Source organism: Croceicoccus sp. (assembly GCF_983967925.1).
Genome location: NZ_CFETID010000011.1, coordinates 12,016 through 31,868 on the forward strand (window position 1 = coordinate 12,016; position 19,853 = coordinate 31,868).

Annotated in this window: 16 protein-coding genes; 6 read left to right on the top strand and 10 right to left on the bottom strand. The window is 67.8% G+C overall.

From position 1 onward, the window contains the following. Positions 1-395 precede the first annotated feature (395 nt). Together nudC and AC4FIJ_RS07970 are read right to left on the bottom strand one after the other, a co-directional pair. Positions 396-1,325 (bottom strand): NAD(+) diphosphatase, encoded by a 930-nt coding sequence (gene nudC, locus AC4FIJ_RS07965; protein WP_490336181.1) that lies wholly within the window; start codon positions 1,323-1,325, stop codon positions 396-398. 123 nt (positions 1,326-1,448) lie between these two features. Next, positions 1,449-2,525, bottom strand: coding sequence for an A/G-specific adenine glycosylase (locus tag AC4FIJ_RS07970; RefSeq protein WP_490336182.1), 1,077 nt, complete (start codon positions 2,523-2,525; stop codon positions 1,449-1,451). Between the two features lie 32 nt (positions 2,526-2,557). On the opposite strand from AC4FIJ_RS07970, the gene AC4FIJ_RS07975 reads away from it, so the two are divergent. The 6 genes from AC4FIJ_RS07975 to AC4FIJ_RS08000 all read left to right on the top strand — a co-directional run bounded on the left by AC4FIJ_RS07975 (position 2,558) and on the right by AC4FIJ_RS08000 (position 10,214). After that, the gene (locus AC4FIJ_RS07975; RefSeq protein WP_490336183.1) at positions 2,558-3,115 is read left to right on the top strand and encodes a DUF721 domain-containing protein; all 558 of its coding nucleotides are present in this window, start codon (positions 2,558-2,560) and stop codon (positions 3,113-3,115) included. A gap of 20 nt (positions 3,116-3,135) precedes the next feature. Continuing rightward, a complete protein-coding gene (locus AC4FIJ_RS07980) occupies positions 3,136-3,849 on the top strand; it encodes a DsbA family protein (protein WP_490336184.1) in 714 nt (237 codons plus the stop codon). Between the two features lie 175 nt (positions 3,850-4,024). Then, positions 4,025-4,771 carry a thioredoxin domain-containing protein gene (locus tag AC4FIJ_RS07985; protein WP_490336185.1) on the top strand — a complete coding sequence of 249 codons (747 nt, stop codon included), beginning with the start codon at positions 4,025-4,027 and terminating at the stop codon, positions 4,769-4,771. Positions 4,772-4,799: 28 nt separating this feature from the next. Beyond that, positions 4,800-8,231 (top strand): AAA family ATPase, encoded by a 3,432-nt coding sequence (locus AC4FIJ_RS07990; RefSeq protein WP_490336186.1) that lies wholly within the window; start codon positions 4,800-4,802, stop codon positions 8,229-8,231. Further along, the gene (locus AC4FIJ_RS07995; protein WP_490336187.1) at positions 8,231-8,698 is read left to right on the top strand and encodes a PH domain-containing protein; all 468 of its coding nucleotides are present in this window, start codon (positions 8,231-8,233) and stop codon (positions 8,696-8,698) included. Before AC4FIJ_RS07990 ends, AC4FIJ_RS07995 begins: the two co-directional genes overlap by 1 nt. After that, positions 8,691-10,214, top strand: coding sequence for a PH domain-containing protein (locus AC4FIJ_RS08000; RefSeq protein WP_490336188.1), 1,524 nt, complete (start codon positions 8,691-8,693; stop codon positions 10,212-10,214). The genes AC4FIJ_RS07995 and AC4FIJ_RS08000 overlap by 8 nt, the downstream gene beginning before the upstream one ends. A 4-nt stretch (positions 10,215-10,218) precedes the next feature. Here the strand turns inward: AC4FIJ_RS08000 and ftsA are convergent, their stop codons facing one another. Genes ftsA through mraY form a run of 8 tightly spaced genes read right to left on the bottom strand, consistent with a single transcriptional unit; the run spans position 10,219 to position 19,748 of the window. Further along, on the bottom strand, positions 10,219-11,484 hold the full coding sequence (gene ftsA / locus AC4FIJ_RS08005) for a cell division protein FtsA (protein WP_490336189.1): 1,266 nt from the start codon (positions 11,482-11,484) through the stop codon (positions 10,219-10,221). A 5-nt stretch (positions 11,485-11,489) separates the two neighbouring features. After that, on the bottom strand, positions 11,490-12,467 hold the full coding sequence (locus AC4FIJ_RS08010) for a cell division protein FtsQ/DivIB (RefSeq protein ID WP_490336190.1): 978 nt from the start codon (positions 12,465-12,467) through the stop codon (positions 11,490-11,492). Then, the gene (gene murB / locus AC4FIJ_RS08015; protein WP_490336191.1) at positions 12,464-13,420 is read right to left on the bottom strand and encodes a UDP-N-acetylmuramate dehydrogenase; all 957 of its coding nucleotides are present in this window, start codon (positions 13,418-13,420) and stop codon (positions 12,464-12,466) included. The genes AC4FIJ_RS08010 and murB overlap by 4 nt, the downstream gene beginning before the upstream one ends. After that, on the bottom strand, positions 13,420-14,862 hold the full coding sequence (gene murC / locus AC4FIJ_RS08020; protein ID WP_490336192.1) for a UDP-N-acetylmuramate--L-alanine ligase: 1,443 nt from the start codon (positions 14,860-14,862) through the stop codon (positions 13,420-13,422). Before murC ends, murB begins: the two co-directional genes overlap by 1 nt. Further along, on the bottom strand, positions 14,859-16,079 hold the full coding sequence (gene murG, locus AC4FIJ_RS08025) for an undecaprenyldiphospho-muramoylpentapeptide beta-N-acetylglucosaminyltransferase (RefSeq protein ID WP_490336193.1): 1,221 nt from the start codon (positions 16,077-16,079) through the stop codon (positions 14,859-14,861). The genes murC and murG overlap by 4 nt, the downstream gene beginning before the upstream one ends. Then, positions 16,076-17,296, bottom strand: a complete 1,221-nt coding sequence (locus AC4FIJ_RS08030) for an FtsW/RodA/SpoVE family cell cycle protein (protein ID WP_490336194.1) — start codon at positions 17,294-17,296, stop codon at positions 16,076-16,078. Before AC4FIJ_RS08030 ends, murG begins: the two co-directional genes overlap by 4 nt. Beyond that, positions 17,293-18,690 (bottom strand): UDP-N-acetylmuramoyl-L-alanine--D-glutamate ligase, encoded by a 1,398-nt coding sequence (gene murD, locus AC4FIJ_RS08035; RefSeq protein ID WP_490336195.1) that lies wholly within the window; start codon positions 18,688-18,690, stop codon positions 17,293-17,295. Before murD ends, AC4FIJ_RS08030 begins: the two co-directional genes overlap by 4 nt. Continuing rightward, a complete protein-coding gene (gene mraY, locus AC4FIJ_RS08040) occupies positions 18,687-19,748 on the bottom strand; it encodes a phospho-N-acetylmuramoyl-pentapeptide-transferase (RefSeq protein ID WP_490336196.1) in 1,062 nt (353 codons plus the stop codon). The genes murD and mraY overlap by 4 nt, the downstream gene beginning before the upstream one ends. Between the last annotated feature and the right edge of the window lie 105 nt (positions 19,749-19,853).

The window sequence follows — 19,853 nt, forward strand, 5'->3', positions numbered from 1 at the left end:
AATTGTTTCTCAGCGAGGTCGGCAGTTGCGAATATCCCGCTCACCACCCGATCCTCCATCCAATAAGGCTGTGAACCGTCGGGGAGCCGGCTGCCATCGTGAACGATCTGAAAAAACCCGTCCTCACGCTTGCGGATAGAATATCGTATCTCCCCTTTCGAGGAGACGAATTTCCGGACTGGGTCACCTGCGTAGCTCACTGAAGATTCATACGATGTAGTCGGCGCGTCCGCTATCCGGATTTTCAGTCTGGCAGTCTGACTGGTGGAAAGTGGGCCTTCTCGCGAAGGACTGGTTTCAAAAATCGCGACAGAAGGCTACCGTTTCTCAGCCCATTTCACCGCCCCGACGGCCTATCCCAGCCAGTCGCACAGCAAGCGCCTGCCAAACCCGCTCTACGCCGCCAGCCGGTCCAGCCAGTCGCGCAGCAAGTTATAAGCGATGGCGTGGCGCGGCGGTGGTTCGAATGTCTTGCCGGGCAGGTTCTCCATCGCAGCGAACACTTCGGCGCGCGTCGCCCAGAATGCATCGGCCAGTTCGGTGCGGTCGATGGCCAGCGCCGGGTGATCGGTCATGGCATGACATCCGATCATCAGCTGCGAGGGAAACGGCCATGCCTGGCTGAAGCGATAGCGGACCGAGTGGACCTTCAGCCCCGCTTCTTCCAGCACTTCGCGCTGCACCGCCTGTTCGATGGTCTCCCCCGGCTCGATGAAGCCGGCCAGCGCCGAATACATCCCCTCCGGCCAGCCCAGCCCGCGGCCCAGCAGGACCAGCCGCTCGCCATCCTTTGTGACATGTTCGACCGTCATGATCGCCACCGGATCGGTGCGCGGAAAATGCGAGGCGCGGCACGCGCTGTCGGTGCAGTCGCGCTGCCAGCCGCCCTTGCCCTGCACCGTCATCGACCCGCAGCGCGAGCAGTAACGATGCGTCGCATGCCAGTTGGCAAGGCTGCGCGCGGCGGAAAATGTCGCGAAATCCTGCGGATTCAGCAGGCCCGCCCTTTGCCACGCCTTGCCGCGCAGTTCGTCGGCGGTATGGCTGCGCGGAACCGCGGCGAAACAGGCGCGGTCGCTGTCGAGGCCGAGGAACAGCAGCTCGGCCCCCGACGATGCGTCGTCCAGCATGTCCCACAGGAGCAATCCCTCGTCCGTGACCACGGGATCGCAGCCTTCCATGCGCAGCACCAGCGCGCGGTCGCCCATCAGCGCCGACAGCGCATCGGGATCGGCGCGTATATGGTCGGCCCGGTCGATCCTCCGCGAACGCCGCCGGTCGCCGTTTCCATCCGTTTCAACCGCGCCCGTCGCACCGTCGATCATGCACGTTCCCCTTGGGTGAAATCCCTTTGTCGCAAGGGCCTAGACTGCCCGGTGCGTGTTTTGCAAACCCTGCCTGCAAAGACGGCCTGCAAAGCCAGCCCGCAAATGCTGCGCCAGCTTTCCCTACCAATCGGTTTCCTGCATCGCCCTGACTGCATTGGCAAACAATGTCGGCAGCCCCGCCTCGCCCAGCTGCCCGACCGGCCACCATTCGCCGCCAAGCCCGTCGGCAGCGGAACCCGGTTCATCGCGCAGGGCCAGGACGGTCATGGTCAGCGCCGCATGCGTGAACACATGGCGCACGCACACGCCGGTATCGCGCCACTCGCCCCCAAACGGCGGAGACCCGTCACCGTCGCGCCGCGCGGTCCAGCCATCTGCGGGCAATCCGCGCATGCCCGCCAGCATGCCCTTGTCCGGACGCTGGACCAGCAGCACATGCCCGTCACGCTCGATCCAGAAGGCGGTGCCGGTCCTTTCGGGTCTGGGCTTTTTCGCGGGTTTCACCGGCAGGCTTGCGGCGATGCCTTCGGCCTGTGCCCGGCAATCGGCGCGCAAGGGGCAGATCAGGCATTTCGGATCGCGCGAGGTGCAGATCGAGGAGCCGAGATCCATCATCGCCTGCGCGAAATCGCCTGCCCGTGCGTCGGGGGTTATCGTGCCCGCCGCCGCGCGAATAGCCGGGCGCGACGCGGGCAGCGGCTGGGTTATGGCGAAGAGGCGGGACATCACCCGCTCGACATTGGCGTCGACCGCCACGGCGCGCTGGCCAAAGGCGATGGCCGCGATGGCCGCTGCCGTATAGGCCCCCACCCCCGGCAGCGCGCGGAGGCCCTCCTCGCTGTCGGGAAAGCGCCCGCCTGCCGCCGCCACGGCCCGCGCACAGGCGATCAGATTGCGCGCCCGTGCATAGTAACCAAGCCCGGCCCATGCGGCGAGAACGTCCGCCTCGGGCGCGGCGGCCAGCGCCTCGACATCGGGCCAGCGCGTGGTGAACGCCTCGAAATAGGGTTTCACCGCCGCGACCGTCGTTTGCTGCAGCATGATCTCGGACAGCCAGACGCGATAGGGGTCGGCGGGCCGGTTGCTGCCAGGCGGCACACGCCATGGCAGGCTGCGCGCATTCGCATCGTACCAACGCAGCAGATCCTGCGCGATCCGCGTTTGGTCAGCCGGTTTATTCTGCGGGGAACTGGTCACGACAGGGGGCCTATGGCATGGGCTGGCCGGTAATGGAAAGCGACTCCGACAAGCCTGCGAAGACCCGCGCCAAAAAGCCTGCGAAAGGGCCCAAGGCCTATGAACGCCCGCGCGGCGGGGCGGCGAAGCCGATCGGTGACCTGATGCCCCAGATCGGCCGCACCGCGTTCCGCCGCTTCGGCTTCGTGCAATCGAGCGTGGTGTCGCGCTGGGCCGAGATCGTGGGGCCGCACCATGCCCGCGTGTCCGCACCCGAATCGATCCGCTTCCCCCCCGGCGAGAAGGCAGGCGGGACGCTGCATCTGGTGGTGCTCCCCGCCCACGCACCGCTGATCCAGCATGTCATCCCAGAGGTGATCGAGCGGGTGAACCGCTTCTTCGGCTATAGCGCCGTGTCCAAGGTGAAGATCCGGCAGGGACAGGTTCAGCCCGCCGCAAGCATCGCGCAGGAAGGAAAGGCCAAGGCGCCGCCCTCGCTCAAGCCGATTCCGATGGAACTTGGCGATTCCCTGCGCGATATCGGCGATCCGGAACTGCGCACCGTGCTGGAATCGCTGGCGCGGTCGCTGGGCGGCAAGGGTGAGGCGTGATGACGAAAGAAGGTTTGGGGATGGCTTCGAGGATGATCGGGATGCGCGGCAAGTCAGGCTTTCGCATGATGGCGACCGCGCTGGCGGCGGCATGCGCGATGGCCGCGCTGCCCGGCAATGCCGCGGGACCGCAGGGCGTCACGCGCATCGACACGGGCGTCCACCGCATCGGCAAGGCCGAGGCACCGCTGACCCTGACCGAATATGTCAGCTATACCTGCCCGCATTGCGCGCATTTCGAACATGAGGCGGGCAAGGAGCTAATCGTCGCCTATGCCGCCACCGGCAAGGCGTCGGTGGTGGTGCGCAACATGGTGCGCGATCCGGCGGATCTGGCCGCCGCTCTGCTCACCAATTGCGGCGGGGACGACCGCTTCATCGCCAACCATGGCGCGGTGATGGGCGCGCAGGACGAGTGGCTGGGCAGACTGCGCGCGGCGACGCCGGCGCAGCGCGCCCGTTATGAAACCGGCAGTTTCGGATCGCGCATGCAGGCGCTGGCACGCGATGCGGGGCTGTACGACATCATGGTAAGGCGCGGCTATGAAAAGGCGCAGCTCGACCGCTGCCTTGCCGACGAGGCGAAGGCGCGGCAGCTGTCTGCCAATGCCGCTTCCTACCGCGCACAGGGGGTTTCGGGCACGCCCAGCTTTGCCATCGGCGATGTGCTGCTGGCAGGGACGCATGACTGGGCATCGCTGAAACCGCAGTTGGATGCGCGCATCGACCGCTGATTCGCGGCCTCTGACAGGCATTCGGCGGCGTTTCGATCCCTCTTTGCGCGTGAAAACCGTGCGAAACGCTTGGATCGGGTGCGGTGCTTGTGCAAAACCCGGCTGGCAAGCCGTACCCCTGCTTTCACTTGGCGCATGGCCTGCGCTAGATTTTCTTCAGATTGGAAAGACCCCGATGACGACAGCCTTTTCCCGACCGCTTCTGGCCCTGGCGCTGGCACCGCTTGCCGCGCTGGCCGCGTGCAATTCCGCCGATGAAGCGGCGACCGGATCTGTCGAAAGCGAACCGGTCGAGGCCGTCGCCGCACCCGAAGGGCAGAGCTGGTCGCAGATCGTGACGCAGACCGAGCAGGGCGGTTATCTGATGGGCAACCCGGACGCCCCAATCAAGCTGGTCGAATATGGCGCGCTGTCCTGTTCGCATTGCGCGGATTTCGCGGAAAACGCGGGTCCGGAACTACGCAGCGAGTATATCGACAGCGGGCGCGTCAGCTTTGAAACGCGCCTGGTGGTGCTGAACGCGATGGACGTTCCCGCTGGGCTGCTGGTGCAATGCTCCGCGCCCGAGGCGACGGTGGCGCTGGCCGACCAGTTCTGGGCCAACCAGGCTTCGTTCTTCGAGAACGCGCAGCAAGCGGGCGACGGCGCGTTCCAGCAGGCGTCGAGCCTGCCGCCCGAACAGCGTCTTGTCGCGATGGCCGAATTGTTCGGCATGGTCGATTTCTTCGCCTCGCGAGGCATTTCGCGCGATCAGGCGAACGCCTGCCTGACCGATCTGGATGCGGCGCAGGAATTCGTCGATAATTCGAACTCCTACGAAGTGACCTCCACCCCGACGCTGGAAATCAACGGCACGCGTCTGACCAGCGCGCCCACGTGGGAAGAGCTGGAGCCCGCCCTGCAGCGCGCGGGCGCCCGGTAATGGCGCCCGGCGGCGTCACTGTCTGCTGATGCAGTTTCGCCGCCTGCGCCTTTCCGGGTTCAAAAGCTTCGTCGAACCGGCGGAGCTGAGGATCGAGCCGGGGCTGACGGGCGTCGTCGGCCCCAACGGGTGCGGCAAGTCCAACCTTCTCGAAGCGATCCGCTGGGTCATGGGCGAAAGCTCGGCCAAGTCGATGCGCGGGTCGGGGATGGAGGACGTGATCTTCGCGGGCACCGCCAGCCGCCCGCCGCGCAGCTTTGCCGAAGTCTCGCTGCTGATCGACACCGCCGATGGCGACGAGATGGATGTCACCCGCCGGATCGAGCGGGGCGCGGGCAGCGCCTATCGCCTGAACGGCAGCGATGTGCGCGCCAAGGATATCGCGCTGATGTTCGCCGATGCCGCGACCGGCGCGCATAGCCCAGCGCTGGTGTCGCAAGGCAAGATCGCCGCCGTCATCGCCGCCAAGCCCGCAGAACGCCGCCAGATGCTGGAGGAGGCGGCGGGCATCTCGGGCCTGCACGTTCGGCGCAAGGATGCCGAGCAGAAATTGCGCGCGACCGAGGCGAACCTGGCGCGGCTGGAGGATCTGCTGGCGCAGCTCGACAGCCGGATGGGTGCGCTGCGGCGGCAGGCGAAAGCGGCGGAGAAATATCGCGAGCTGTCCGACCAGATCCGCGTGGCCGAGGCGCAAGTTTTGTTCGCCCGCTGGCGCGAGGCCGCTGCCGCCGCCGATGCGGCGCGCACGTTGGCAAAGGAGAGCGAGGCCGCGGTGACTGCGGCGCAGGCCGCGACCAGTGCCGCTGCCGAGGCGCAGCGCGAGAACGCGGTCCGTCTGGCGCAGACGCGCGAGGACATGGCCGACCGGCGCGACGATGTTTCGGCGCAGGCGAACCTCCTCACCATGCTGACCGGCAGGCTGGAAGCGGCGGAGGAAAAACTTGCCGATCTGGACCGGCAATATGCGCGGCTGAACAAGGATGAAGGCGACGCGGAGGAAAGCACCCGCAACGCTGCCGAGGCGATGGGGCGGCTGACCAAGGATATCGCGGCGGCCCAGAAGGCGCTGGCCGAGGACGAGGCTCGCCGCCCCCGGCTCGCCGCCGCACAGGACGATGCCGAACGCGCGGGCCGCGCCGCCGAACTGGCGCTGGCGCAGGCGACCGCCGATCAGGCAAGGGTCGAGGCCGACTGGCGCGTGGCCGAGGCCGCCGTGCAGCAGGCCGAAAACACGCTATCGCGCGCCGAGCGCGAGCTGGAGCGCAGCGAAGCCGAACGCGACGCTCTGGGCAGCGAGGACGAGGCCCGCGACGCCCTGCGCGCCGCCGAGACCCGCTGCGAACGGGCCAGTGCGGCGCGAAGCGAGGCGCGTACCACCATAGACGAGGCGCGGATCGCGCGTGATGCCGCCAGCGCCCGCCGCGATTCCAGCGCCAGCGCACTATCCTCTGCGCGTGCGGAACTGGCGGGCGTGGAGCGCGAGCACGACGCCTTGCTGCGCGACCGCACCGCGCGGGAAAAGGCCGACAAGGGCGCCAAGGGCCGCAGGCGCGCGATCGATGCGGTCAAGGCCGCGCCCGGTTACGAACGCGCGCTCGCCGCAGCCTTGGGGCGCGACGGGGCGGCACTGCTCGCCGCGCCTGCCGATGGCGAGGAAGGGCGGTTCTGGACGGGTTCGGCGGTGCCCAAGCCGCATACCGAGAGCCTTGCCGCCCATGTCACCGATGCGCCGGAGGAATTGCGGGCGCGTCTCGCGCTGGTGCGCGTGGCCGACGCGGATAGCGGACAGGCCCTTGCCCCGGGCGAGTGGCTGGTGACGCGGGCGGGTTCGCTGCGGCGCTGGGACGGCTTCGTGGTGCGCGGCGAGGGTGCGGCGGAAGCGGCGATGCTGGAGGCGGCGAACCGGCTGGATGCGCTGGCGGCACGGCTGCCCGAATTGCGCGATGCCTTGACGAAAGCGGAGCAGGAGCAGGCCGAAGCCAGCGCCGCCTTCGAACGCGCGCGCGAAGCCAATGCCGAGGCCGAACGCGCGATGACGGCGGCAGCGGACGAGGAACGATCGGCCCTGATGGCGCGGGGACAGGCCGAATCCGCGCTCGACCGCCTGCTGCGCGCCCGCGCCGAACTGGCCGAGCGCGTGAAAGAGCTGGCGGGCCGCGTCGCCGCCGCGAAGGACGAACTGGCCGACGCCGCCGCGCAGCGCGAAGCTCTCCCCGATCCGACCGCCCAGCGGCAGGCCAGCGAAGCGGCGCGCACCCGCAACGATGCGGCGCGCACAAGGCTGCAGCAGGCGATGGCCGAACATGCCGCGCTGGAACAGGCCCTGGCCGTCGGGCAGGAGCGCATCAATGCCATGCGCACCGACATGCGCGGCTGGGAAGGACGATCGGGCGATGCGGCGAGGCGGCTGGCCGAAACCGCCCGGCGGCGCGAGGAGATCGAGGAAGAGCGCGCCGTCACCGCCGCCCGGCCCGAGGCTTTGCAACGCGAGATCGAGCAGGCCAGCGCCGCGCGTGACCGGCTGACCGCCGAGTTGGACAAGGCGCAGGCCGCGCATGGCGAAGCTGAAGCCGCCGCGCGTGAGGCTGATGCCGCCTTCGCCGCCGCCAACGAAACGCTGGCCGCAGCGCGTGAGGCCCGCGCCGGGGCCGCCGCCCGCGCCGAGAACGAGGAAGCGCGCCGCGGCGAATTCGCGCGCGCCAGCGGCGAACGCTTCCACTGCCCGCCCCCTCTGCTGCCCGAACGGATCGGTTTCGACGGCGCCGAAGCCGCCAGCCTCTCCGCCGAACGCCATGCGCAGCAATTGGAGAGCCTGAGCGCGTCGCGCGAACGGCTAGGCCCGGTCAATCTGGTCGCTGCCGACGAGCTGGCCGAAGCCGAGGCCGAGCATGGATCGAGCGCCGCCGAGCAGGCCGAACTCGCCGAGGCGGTGCACCGGCTGCGCGGCTCCATCGGCAGCCTCAACCGCGAGGGGCGCGAACGGCTGCGCGCAGCCTTCGACGCGGTGGACGAGCATTTCCGCTCGCTGTTCGCCACGCTGTTCGGCGGCGGACAGGCGCATCTGGCACTGGTCGACAGCGACGATCCGCTGGAGGCGGGGCTGGAGATCTATGCCCAGCCGCCGGGCAAGAAGCTGCAATCGCTGACGCTGCTGTCGGGCGGCGAACAGGCGCTGACCGCGGTGGCGCTGATCTTCGCGCTGTTCCTGACCAATCCGGCGCCGATCTGCGTTCTGGACGAGGTCGATGCGCCGCTCGACGATGCCAATATCGAACGCTTCTGCGACCTGCTTGAGGTGATGGTCCAGCAGACGCAGACGCGTTACCTGATCGTGACGCATAACGCCGTCACGATGAGCCGGATGCACCGGCTGTTCGGTGTCACCATGGTCGAACAAGGCGTCTCGCGCCTCGTCAGCGTGGATCTTGGGGGAGCAGAGGAATTGCTGGCAGCGGAATGATGACCGACGAACTGACACAACTTCACCCGTCGCACCGCACGGCGATGATGATCGAGGGCGCTTTCGTCGCGGTGCCGCTGCTGGTCGCGGGCATCGTGCTTGAAATCGTCGGCCTGCTGCCGACCGGCGTCGTCATCGTGCCCGCCGCGCTGGTGGCGCTATGGTGCCTTGGCTGGGCGCCGATGCGCCGCTATCGGCACAAGGGTTTTGCTCTGGCGGAGGACCGGCTGCGCGTGGTCAAGGGCTGGCTGTTCCACCGCGATACGGTGGTGCCGTTCGGGCGGGTTCAGCATATCGACGTGATTCGCGGTCCGGTCGAACGCATGCTGGGCCTGTCGACGCTGGTGCTGCATACCGCCGGTTCGCACAACAGCTCGGTCGCGCTGCCCGGCCTGCTGGACAGCGATGCGCAGTCGATGCGCGAAGTCATCCGCAGCCATATCACCCGCGAGACGGAAGGTGTCTGATCCGCGCGGCGAAGCACCGCGCCGGACCGAATTGCTGGGCCTTGTGCCGTCGGTGACCAAGGGTCTGGCGCAGGCAGTATTCGCGGTGATCGCGGTTGCGGTCGGCGCGCGGGAAATCAGCTCCAACGCGTTCCTCATGGTCACGATCGCCGTGCTGATCGTCGGCAGCGCGCTGGCGGCCGCTTTTGTGCGGTGGTGGCGCACCGAATATCGCGTCGGCGCCGATGACATCAGGCTGGAAACCGGCCTTCTGTCGCGTGAAGCGCGTTCGGTGCCCTATGAGCGGATACAGGATGTCAGCATCGCCGAACCGCTGCTGGCGCGCCTGCTGGGGCTGGTGTCGGTGACTTTCGAGACGGGCGCGGGCGGCAAGGACGAGATCGAACTTGCCTATGTCACTCGTGCGGAAGGCGAGCGGCTGCGCGCTGTCGTGCGCCGCCAGCGCGAGACGCCGGTCGAGACAGGGGCCGCTGGGGCCGTAGCGCCCGCCGACGCCGCCGAAGAACCGTCCGAGACATTATTCGCGATGGATCTGGGGCGGGTCGTGCATTTCGGCCTGTTCGAATTCTCGCTGGTGGTGCTGGGCGTGATCGGGGCGGCGCTGCAGCAACTCGATTTCCTGCTGCCCTTCGACATATGGAGCGCGGATTTCTGGACCGATTTATTCGCCGTCCAGACCGACACGCTGCGGCACTGGGGTTTTGCCGCGCAAATATTCGGTGCGGTTCTCGCGGCGGTTTCGCTGCTGGTGCTGGGAGTGGTGACCGGAGTCGTGCGCACGGTTTTGCGCGATTACGATTTCCGGCTGGAACGGACCGAGCGCGGATTTCGCCGCCGCCGCGGTCTGCTCAATCGCACCGATGTGGTGATGCCGGTTCACCGCGTCCAGGCGGGCGTGCTGGCGACCGGGCTGGTGCGCCGCCGGTTTGGCTGGCACTCGCTGAAATTCGTCAGCCTTGCCAATGATGCGAAATCGGCCAGTCACGATGTCGTCCCCTTCGCCCAACCGGACGAGATCGCGCCCGTCGCGCGCGCCGCAAGCATCGCCCTGCCGGGTCCGGACACGCGCTGGCATCGGCCCAGCAGGCGGCCCTGGACCGACAGCTTCGTGTTTTTCGCCGCCGCGCTGACCGCGGCGGGCATGGTCATGGCCATCGCGGATGTGCCGTGGTGGCCCGCTCCGTTGGTGGCGATTCCGGTGGCGGGCGTGCTTCACGCGCTGCACTGGCTCCGCCATGGCTGGGCGATGGACGACGGGCAATTGTTCGTCCGCACCGGGCTGCTGGCACCGGTCGTGACCTCCGCCCCCGCGATCAAGCTTCAGAGCGTGGAAATCGCGCGCGGCCCGCTGGGCAGGCTGCGCGGTTACGTCGCGCTGAAATGCGGGCTGGCCGGCGGCAGGCTGGAAATCGACGGATTGATGCACGACACGGCAGAGGCGCTGCGCCAGTCCATCCTGGCCGAGATCGCGCGCGTGGACTTCTCGCGCCTCAACACCCCTGCGGTAAAGCGCTGATCCGTCAGAAATATTCGCGAATGGCGCGCATCAGCCGCGCGGGCATGGTCATGCGCGCGAACCGGCTGGCGCTCTGCCATCCGCCCGCGCTGGTGCGAATATCCAGCGGGTCGGCGGCGGCATAGAGGATCAGGCCGGACAGGCTGGCGAAGCCGGGGGTCGCATGCGCTTCGGGCAGGCCGCTCATCTTCGGGGCCGCGCCGGTGCGGACGGGTTTCGCCAGCGATTGCTGCATGTAATCGGCTAGCCCCGCCAGTTCGCCGCCGCCGCCGGTCAGCACGATCTGCCGCCCGTTGCCGCCGCGCCCGGTGACGAAGCCCAGCGACTTCAGCGTCGCCGCCACGTCCTGCGTCCAGCGCGCCAGCTGGCTGTTGATGACCGCCACCAGATCGGCACGCAAAATTGTCTCCGCGCTTTCCGCGCCATTGCCTAGGGGAATACGCTCGCGGTGGTCGGTCGGGCTGGCGATGGCCGAGCCATAGACGCATTTCAGCCGCTCGGCCTGCGTGCGGCGCACTCCGAAGGCGCTCGCAATGGCATCGGTGATGTCGCCCGAGCCATAGGGCAGCACCGACATGCCGACCAGAATGCCGCCGACATGGACCGAGACATGCGTCACCTCCGCCCCGAAATCGACCATGGCGACGCCCAGCTCGCGCTCTTCGTCCGACAAGCAGGCGTGACCGGTGGCGATGCCGGCTCCAACGACGCCCTCGACGTTCAGATGCGCGTTCTGGACCGCTTCCATCAGATTGCGCAAAGGCCCGGTCTCGGCCTCCATGACATGGACTGCGACCGCCAGCCTCTCGGCATGAAGCCCGCGCGGATTGCCCACGCCATGCGCGCCATCCAGGATGTAATGCGCGGGCTGCGCATGCAGCACCACGCGCGGCGCGCCGGCGGGCGGAATGATCTGTTCGCGCGCGTCGGACATCAGATATTCGATGTCGTCCTGATCGATGCGGCGGCCGCCAACCTCAAGGTCGATCTCGCGGATTTCGGACATCAGGCCCGCATTGCCGCAGCCGATCCATACCGATTCCACCTGCGTATCGGCGGCGCGTTCGGCGCGTTCGATGGCGTCGCGGATGGCATGGGTCGCCGCGTCCATGTCGGTGACATATCCGCGCCGGATGCCGTCGGCGGCGCGGTGCCCGCTGCCCAGCACGACCAGCTCGCCATCCGCGGTCAGCCCCGCGATCATCGCGGCGATGCGGAACGATCCGATGTCGACCGCCCCGATGATCTTTTCAATACGCGTTGCAGCCATCCGACCTACCCCCCGATTTCCTCGCCCGATTCCTGGGCAGCCGCGGCCTGCGCGGCCTCGCGCTCAAGCCGCTTGCGCTGTGCTTCCATCTCGGCTTCCTCTGCCGCGCGGCCGGGCACGCGCATATAGATGCGGTCGTCGGCGCGCATGTCGAACACCGACACCTTGCCGCCCAGCAGGCGGTTCATTCCGTCGAGCCGTGCGAAAGAGACCAGCGCATCGGACGATTCCTCGTCCCCCTCGGGCAAGGCCACGACCTGCCCGGTCTTGAACGTCAGGTTCCAGCGGCGATTGCCGACCCACTCGGCGGCGCGCACCTGCGGCTTGAGCGCGGGGGCGGCATCGAGCAGTTCGGACAGTTCGACCGCCCGGTCCGCCGCGCCGTCGCCTGACAGCACCAGCATCTTTTCCGCCTCCCCGCGCTTGACGGGTTCGAGGCGGTGGCCCGACGGGTCGATCAGCACATATTCCTCGCCCTCGCGCAGGACGGCGTGGGGGCGGCGTTCGACGATGTCGATCACCAGCGTATCGGGAAGCTGCCGAGAGACGCGCGCATCGGACACCCACGGCAATTGCAGCAGATCCTCGCGCAGCACGTCGACATCCATCAGCGGCATGGGCACCTGCTGAACGGCCACGGCGCGTTCGTAGATCGCCTGCCGGTCCATCCGGTCGACGCCGCGCACCTCGACCTTGCGCACGGTGAAGCCCGCATCGTCCGCCATGCCGCCGACGCGGTCGCGCACGGCCTCGGGCAGGCCGGCATAGATCGCCAGCGCCACCAGCGAGACCGCAGCGAGCGCGATGAAGACGCCGATGAAGAATTTCTGCAGCCCGGTCTCGGAAATCGGCACCTTGTTCCATGCCGCGCCGACCGCGCCGCCGGTCTTCTGCTTCGCACCGCGAACCGCGCGCGCCTTGCCCTTGGCAGCGGTGGCGCGGCGCACGCCCTTGCCGCCGCGCTTGATGGTGGTCGCGCTCATTGTCCGGCCTCTTCAGCGGTCAGGCCGACGCGGCGAATTTCCCATTCGAGTTCGATGCCGCTGTTCTCGCGCACGCGGCGGCGTACCTCTTCGCCCAGCGCCTCGATATCGGCGCTGGCGGCGTTGCCGTTGTTGATGAGGAAATTGGTGTGCTTCTCGCTCACCTGCGCGTCGCCGATGGCAAGGCCGCGGCAGCCTGCGCGGTCGACCAGCTCCCACGCGCTGTGCCCCGGCGGGTTCTTGAAGGTCGAGCCGCCCGTCTTCGTGCGCAGCGGCTGAGAGGCTTCGCGCGCGGCGGTGATGCGGTCCATCTCGGCCTGGATCGCGGCGGGATCGCCCTTGCTGCCGCGCATGGTGGCGCTGGTGACGATCGCGCCGCCGGGCAGAGCCGAGTGGCGATAGCTGTATTGCAGATCGTCCAGCGTGAATACGCGCCGTTCGCCGCTGCGCAGCACGACTTCGGCCTCGACCAATATGTCCTTCACCTCACGCCCATAGGCGCCGCCGTTCATGCGCACGAAGCCGCCGACCGAACCGGGGATCGACTTCAGGAACTCAAGCCCCGCGATGCCGTGATCGCGCGCGCTGGAACTGGCGAGCACGCCCGATGTGCCGCCGCCCAGCTTCAGCGTCAGATCATCCAGCCGTTCGACATCGGCAAAACCCTTGCCCAGCCGGACGACGACGCCGTTCACGCCGCCGTCGCGAATGATCAGGTTGGACCCCAGCCCCAGCCCCATCACCGGCACCCAATCGGGCAGCGCGGACAGGAACACGGCGAGATCATCGGCATCGGCGGGTTCGAACAGCAGTTCGGCGGGGCCGCCGGTCTTGAACCATGTCAGCTTGGCCAGCGGCGCATGCGCGGTCAGCCGCCCGCGCGGTTCGGGCACGCTGATCGAGCCGCCGCGCAGCGCGAATTGCAGTTCGCCGGTGTGGGGCTTGCTGGCCATCACGGGGTGCGGCTCCGCCTTTGCGACACCTCGTTCGCGAGATCGGCGGCCCAGCGCGTGATGTCGCCCGCGCCAAGGCACACGACGATGTCGCCCGGCTCGACCACTGGGGCGAGCGTGTCGGCGAGCGCGTCGGCATCCTCGACGATGCCGGTGTGGCGGTGGCCGCGCTCTTTCAGGCCTGCGACCAGCGCCTCGGCGCTTGCCCCTTCGATCGGCTGTTCGCCCGCGGGATAGACCGGGGTGACGAACACGATATCGGCGTCGTTGAACGCGCTCTGGAAATCTTCCATGTGATCGCGCAGGCGCGAATAGCGGTGCGGCTGCGCGACGGCGATGACGCGGTGGCGCGCGCCTTCGCGGGCAGCAGACAGCACGGCGCGGATCTCGACCGGGTGGTGGCCGTAATCGTCGATGACGATGGCGGGGTCCCCGCCCTCGAACGCGATCTCGCCCACTTTGGTAAAACGCCGCCGCACGCCGCCGAACCGCGCGAACCCTTCGCGGACGGTGTCGGACGGGCACTGCATCTCAACCGCGACGGCGACGGCGGCCAATGCGTTCAGCACGTTGTGGCGGCCCGGCATGGGCAGTTCGATCCCGTCGATCCGCACCAGCGATCCGTCACGCTGGCGCAGTACCGCGTCAAAGCGGTTGCCGCCCAGGATCGGCGTTACGTTCTCCGCCCGCACATCGGCCTGCGCCGAAAAACCGTAGGTCACGGTACGGCGGTCGCGGATCTTGGGCAGGATCGCCTGCACCTCAGGGTGGTCAAGGCACAGCACCGCCGCGCCGTAGAAGGGCACGTTCTCGACGAATTCGACGAAGGCGTCCTTCACCGCGTCGAAACTGCCGTAATGGTCGAGATGTTCGGGATCGATATTGGTCACGACCGCGATCGTGCCGTCGAGCCGCAGGAAGCTGCCGTCGCTCTCGTCGGCCTCGACCACCATCCAGTCGCTTTCGCCCACGCGCGCGTTTGAGCCATAGCTTTCGATGATCCCGCCATTGATCACGGTCGGATCGACGCCGCCCGCATCCAGCAGCGCCGCGATCATCGAGGTGGTGGTGGTCTTGCCATGCGTTCCCGCGACCGCGACCGTGCGCTTCAGGCGCATCAGCTCGGCCAGCATCTCGGCGCGGCGGACGACGGGGATGCGCGCCTCGAGCGCGGCGACCACTTCGGGATTGTCGCGGCGCACGGCGGTCGAGATGACCAGCACGGCGACGCCTTCGACATTCTCCGCCTTTTGCCCGATGGTCACCGGGATGCCGCGCGCGCGCAGGTTCTCCACCACCGGGCTTTCGCGCAGATCGCTGCCCTGCACGCGGTAGCCGAGATTGTGCATCACCTCGGCAATGCCCGACATGCCAATGCCGCCGATGCCCGCGAAATGGATGACGCCGATGTCCAGCAGCGGATCGGAGATGAGCGCCTTCATCGCCGCTCCTCCATCGACCTGGGCGCAACCTTGGTGGCGGCGGGTGCGGCGGATTTGGCCATTGCGGGCTGTGACTTCTCCATGCGGATCACGTCCATCATGGGCGTGCCGCCAAAGCTTTCGACCAGATCCGCAAGATCGCGCGCCGCATCCGGGCGGCCGCAGATCCACGAACGATGCGCCGCATTGGCCAGCGTTTCGGGTTCCTCCGCCATCGCCGTCATCTGCGCGGCCAGCGCCTCTGGCGTGAAGTCGGGTTCGGGAATGGCGCGCGCGCCGCCCGCCTCGGCCATTTCGCGGGCGTTGGCGGTCTGGTGGTCGTCCATCGCGATGGCCAGCGGGATCAGGATCGCGGGTCGGCCCACCGCGGTCAGCTCGGCAATGGTCGAGGCGCCCGCGCGGCCCACGAACAGATGCGCATCGGCCAGACGCTCTGCCATGTCCTCGAAATAGGTGCCCAGTTCGGCGGGGATACCGCTGTCGGCATAGGCGGCGCGCACCTGCTCGATATCCTCGGGACGGCATTGCTGCGTCACCTGCAGGCGGTGGCGCAGATCCTCGGGCAATTGGGCAAAGCCTGCCGGGACCACGCGGCTGAGAATGCGCGCGCCCTGGCTGCCGCCGGTCACCAATACGCGCAGCAGGCCCTCCTTGAAGAACGGCGGGAAAGGCCGGTCGCGCAGCGCCAGCACTTCCTGCCGCACGGGATTGCCGATCAGATGGATCCGGTCCGCCGCCTTGGCGGGCATGCGGTCGATCTTTTCATAGGCGGTCGCGATGGCCGCCGCGCTGCCGGCGAAAAAGCGGTTCACCCGGCCCAGCACCGCGTTCTGTTCGTGGATCACGAAGGGCACGCCCGCCGCCTTTGCCGCCAGCATGGTGGGCATCGCGGGATAGCCGCCGAAACCGACGACGCAGGCGGGCTCCATCTCGCGCATGATGCGCAGCGCCATGCGGCGGCCCTTGCGGATCGCGTTGAGGCCGCGGATCTTGCCGACAATGCCGCCGTCCATGCGTCCGGCGGGCAGGACGAAGGCCTCCATGCCCGCTGGCTTGCCGGGAATCGCCTCGCCCCGCGTGTCGGTGACCAGCGCAACCTTGTGACCGCGCGCGATCAGCTCGATCGCCAGCGCGAAGGCGGGGATCATGTGGCCGCCGGTGCCCCCGGCTGCCAGAATATAGTGGCGGGTCGCGCGCGGCGCGGCCTGCTTCGTCATCGTCTCATACCTCCATGGCCGACGGGCAGGCCGTCGCGCGTCAGGAACGGATTGCGCCGCGTCACCGCCAGCAGCAGGCCAACGGTCAGGCACAATGCGATCATGGACGAGCCGCCATAGCTGATCAGCGGAAGGGTCATGCCCTTGGAGGGGAACAGTTGCAGGTTCACCGCGATATTGATGAACGCTTGCCCGCCCAGCAAGGACGCAAGGCCGGTGCCCGCAAGGATCGTGAACAGGTCTTCCTCGTCCTTCAGGCGCCACAGCACGCGCACGACCAATGCGCAATAGAGAAGCGCGATGGCGCTGACCGCCAGCAGGCCGAATTCCTCGCCGATCACGGAGAGGATATAGTCGGTATGCGCCTCGGGCAGCGAATTCTTGCGCGAGCCCATCCACAGGCCCTGCCCGAACCATCCGCCCGAAAGCATCGTGCGGCGGGCGAGATCGACCTGGCTATAGGCCTCGCTTCCGCCCAGAAACGCGTCGATGCGGTGGCGCGCATTGTCATAGAAGAAATAGGCCGCGATCACGATCGAGAAGATCAGCCCGACCGCGATGCCGATGCGCTGCACCGGCAGGCCCGCCGTGATGACGAGGACGAGGCACACGCCCGCCAGCAGCATCGCGGTGCCGAAATCAGGCTGGAGCATCAGCAGCCCGACCGAGGCGAGCAGTACGCCAAAGCAGATGCCGATCACCGGGATCTGCGGATCGCGTACCCGCCACGACAGGATCCACGCCAGCAGGATGGTATAGGCCGGCTTGTAGAATTCCGACGGCTGGAACGAAGCGCCCAGATTGATCCAGCGCCTTGCGCCATTGATTTCGTGCCCGACGAAAGGCGTCACGATCAGCAGCAGGAACATGCCGCCCGCCAGCAGGATCGCGCCGCGCCGCGCATTTTCGCGTGAGAGCATCGACGATCCGAACATCACCGCCAGCCCCATCGTCAGCCATGCCAGGTGCTGCTTGAAGAACATCAGCTCGTCCAGCGTCTTGGCCGCGGTGGACAGGCGGTGCGCGCTGGCCGCCGAGCCTGCGGCGACGCCGACGATGCCGATGCCCATCAGCGTGAGGACGAGGATCAGGATCACGCGGTCGATCTCGCGCCACCAGATCGTCAGATCGTGGATCCGGCCCTTGCGGCGGCGCGGCGTGCGCGCAACAATATGGACGCCGTCCGCGCCGCGTTCGAAATGGGGTGCAACGCTCATGGATTGGCCTCCCCGGGATCGCTGCCTTCGGCCAGCATGGCGACAAGGCTGGCAAAGGCCTCGCCCCGTTTCTCGTAATCGCGGAACTGGTCGAAACTGGCGCAGGCGGGCGACAGCAGCACCACGTCGCCGGGCCGGGCGGCGGCGGCGGCGGCACGCACGGCCTCGCCCATCATCTCGGACCGCTGTACGGGCACGCGGCCTTCCAGCAGGCGGGTGAACATGGGCCCTGCCTCGCCGATGGTATAGGCGGCGGCGACATTGCCCAGCATCGCCTCGCACTCGGCCAGCGTGTCGCCCTTGGGCAGCCCGCCGACGATCCAGTGCACGCGCGGGCGGCCTTCACGCGGCGGGAACGCGGCAAGCGCGGGCGCGGTGGAGGCGGGATTGGTCGCCTTGGAATCGTTGACGAAGGCGACACCGCCGACTTCGCCCACCTGTTCCATGCGGTGCGGCAGGCCGCGAAAGCTCTTCAGCCCCTCGACGATCGCCGCTTCCTCGACCCCGAAGCGGCGCGCGATGGCCACGGCGGCGGCGGCATTGCCGCGATTATGCGGACCCTGCAGCGAGGGCCAGTCGGCGGGCGTGCCGGGCAGGGTCACATCCTCGATCACCACGGGCGAGCGATGCGACAGCGCCCGCGCGACCGACGGGAGCGACAGGCTGGCGCGGTCGACCAGCGCCATGGCGCGCGCTTCCTGCATGCCGAACAAGCGTACCTTGCTCTCGGTATAGGCCTCGAAACTGCCGTCATAGCGGTCGAGATGATCGGGCGAGACATTGAGGATGGCCGCAGCCTCGCACGACAGGCTGGCGGTGATGTCGATCTGATAGCTCGACAGTTCGAACACATAGATCGCGGGGCCCTTGTCATTGGGCTGCAGCGCGTCGGTCGACAGAACGGGAATGCCGATATTGCCGCCCAGCCGGGTCGAGAAACCGGCGGTCTTCAGCAGATGATGCAGCAGCGCGCAGGTCGTCGACTTGCCATTGGTGCCGGTGATGCCCGCCACCTTGTGCGGCGGCAAGGCGCTGCGGGCCTGCGCGAAGAGTTCGATATCGCCGATGATGGCGACGCCGGTCGCGCGCGCCACCTCTGTAATCGGATGACGGTTGAGCGGGACGCCTGGCGACACCACGATCCCGTCGAACCCGGCGACCGAGAAGCGGTCGATCTCGGCCACGCGCAGCAGGCCGCGGCAGTCCCCGGCGATCTGTTCGGCCAGGCGGCGGGCCTCAGGGTCGCGGTCCCAGGCGAGCACGCGCGCACCCGCGTCGCAAAGCGCGCGGATCGAGGCCATGCCGGTGCGCGCCAGCCCCAGAACGGCGTAGTTGCGCCCCGCGAATATGCCGGGCGGCAATATGCCCGAAGGGGGAGAGGCGCCGCCGGTCATCGCACCTTCAATGTCGCAAGGCCGATCACGGCAAGCACGATCGCCACGATCCAGAAGCGCACGACCACGGTGGATTCGGCCCAGCCCTTCTGCTCGAAATGGTGATGGATCGGGGCCATGCGGAACACGCGCTTGCCGGTCCGCTTGTACCAGAACACCTGCACGATGACCGACACCGCCTCCAGCACGAAGAGGCCGCCGACGATGGCCAGCACCACTTCGTGATGCGCGGCGACCGCGATGGTGCCGAGTGCGCCGCCCAGTGCCAGCGAACCGGTGTCGCCCATGAACACGGCGGCGGGCGGCGCGTTGAACCACAGGAACGCAAGCCCCGCCCCGATGATGGCGGCGCATAATATGGCAAGCTCGCCCGCTCCCTCGACATAAGGAATGCCGAGATATTCCGAATAATCGGCGCGGCCGACCAGATAGGCGATGATCGCGAACGTGCCGCTGGCGATGATGACCGGCATGATGGCCAGCCCGTCGAGCCCGTCGGTCAGGTTCACCGCATTGCCCGCGCCCACGATGACGAAGGCGGCGAAGATGTAATAGAACGGCCCCAGCGGCACGCCAAAGCCGACGAAGGGCAGGTAAAGCGTCGTTTCGCGCACCACCAGCCAGGCGGCGAGGCCCGCGATCAGGAATTCGCCCGCCAGCCGGACCTTGCCCGACACGCCCTTGTGGCTGGCCTTGCGGACCTTGTCATAATCGTCGAGGAAACCGATCAGACCGAAACCCAGCGTGACCGCGATGCAGGCCCACACCGCCCAGTTGGTCAGGTCCATCCACAGGAACATCGAAACCGACACCGCCGCCATGATCAGCAGCCCGCCCATGGTGGGCGTGCCGCGCTTGGCCAGATGCGTCTGCGGGCCGTCCAGCCGGATCGGCTGACCCTTGCCCTGCCGCACGCGCAGCAGATCGATGAAACGCGGGCCGATCATCAGCCCGATCGCCAGCGCCGTCAGCAGGCAAGCGCCCGCGCGAAAGCTCTGGTATCGGACGAGATTGGCCAGCCCTTCGAATTCGAGCCACTGGGCGATCAGGTACAGCATTCGCGCTCCTCAGGCACCGCGATATTGTTGCGGCTACGCAGCCATAGGCAATGGGCCATGCCAACGGCCATGTGAAGCGCCCCCCTCAGCATTTCCCCACCTGAA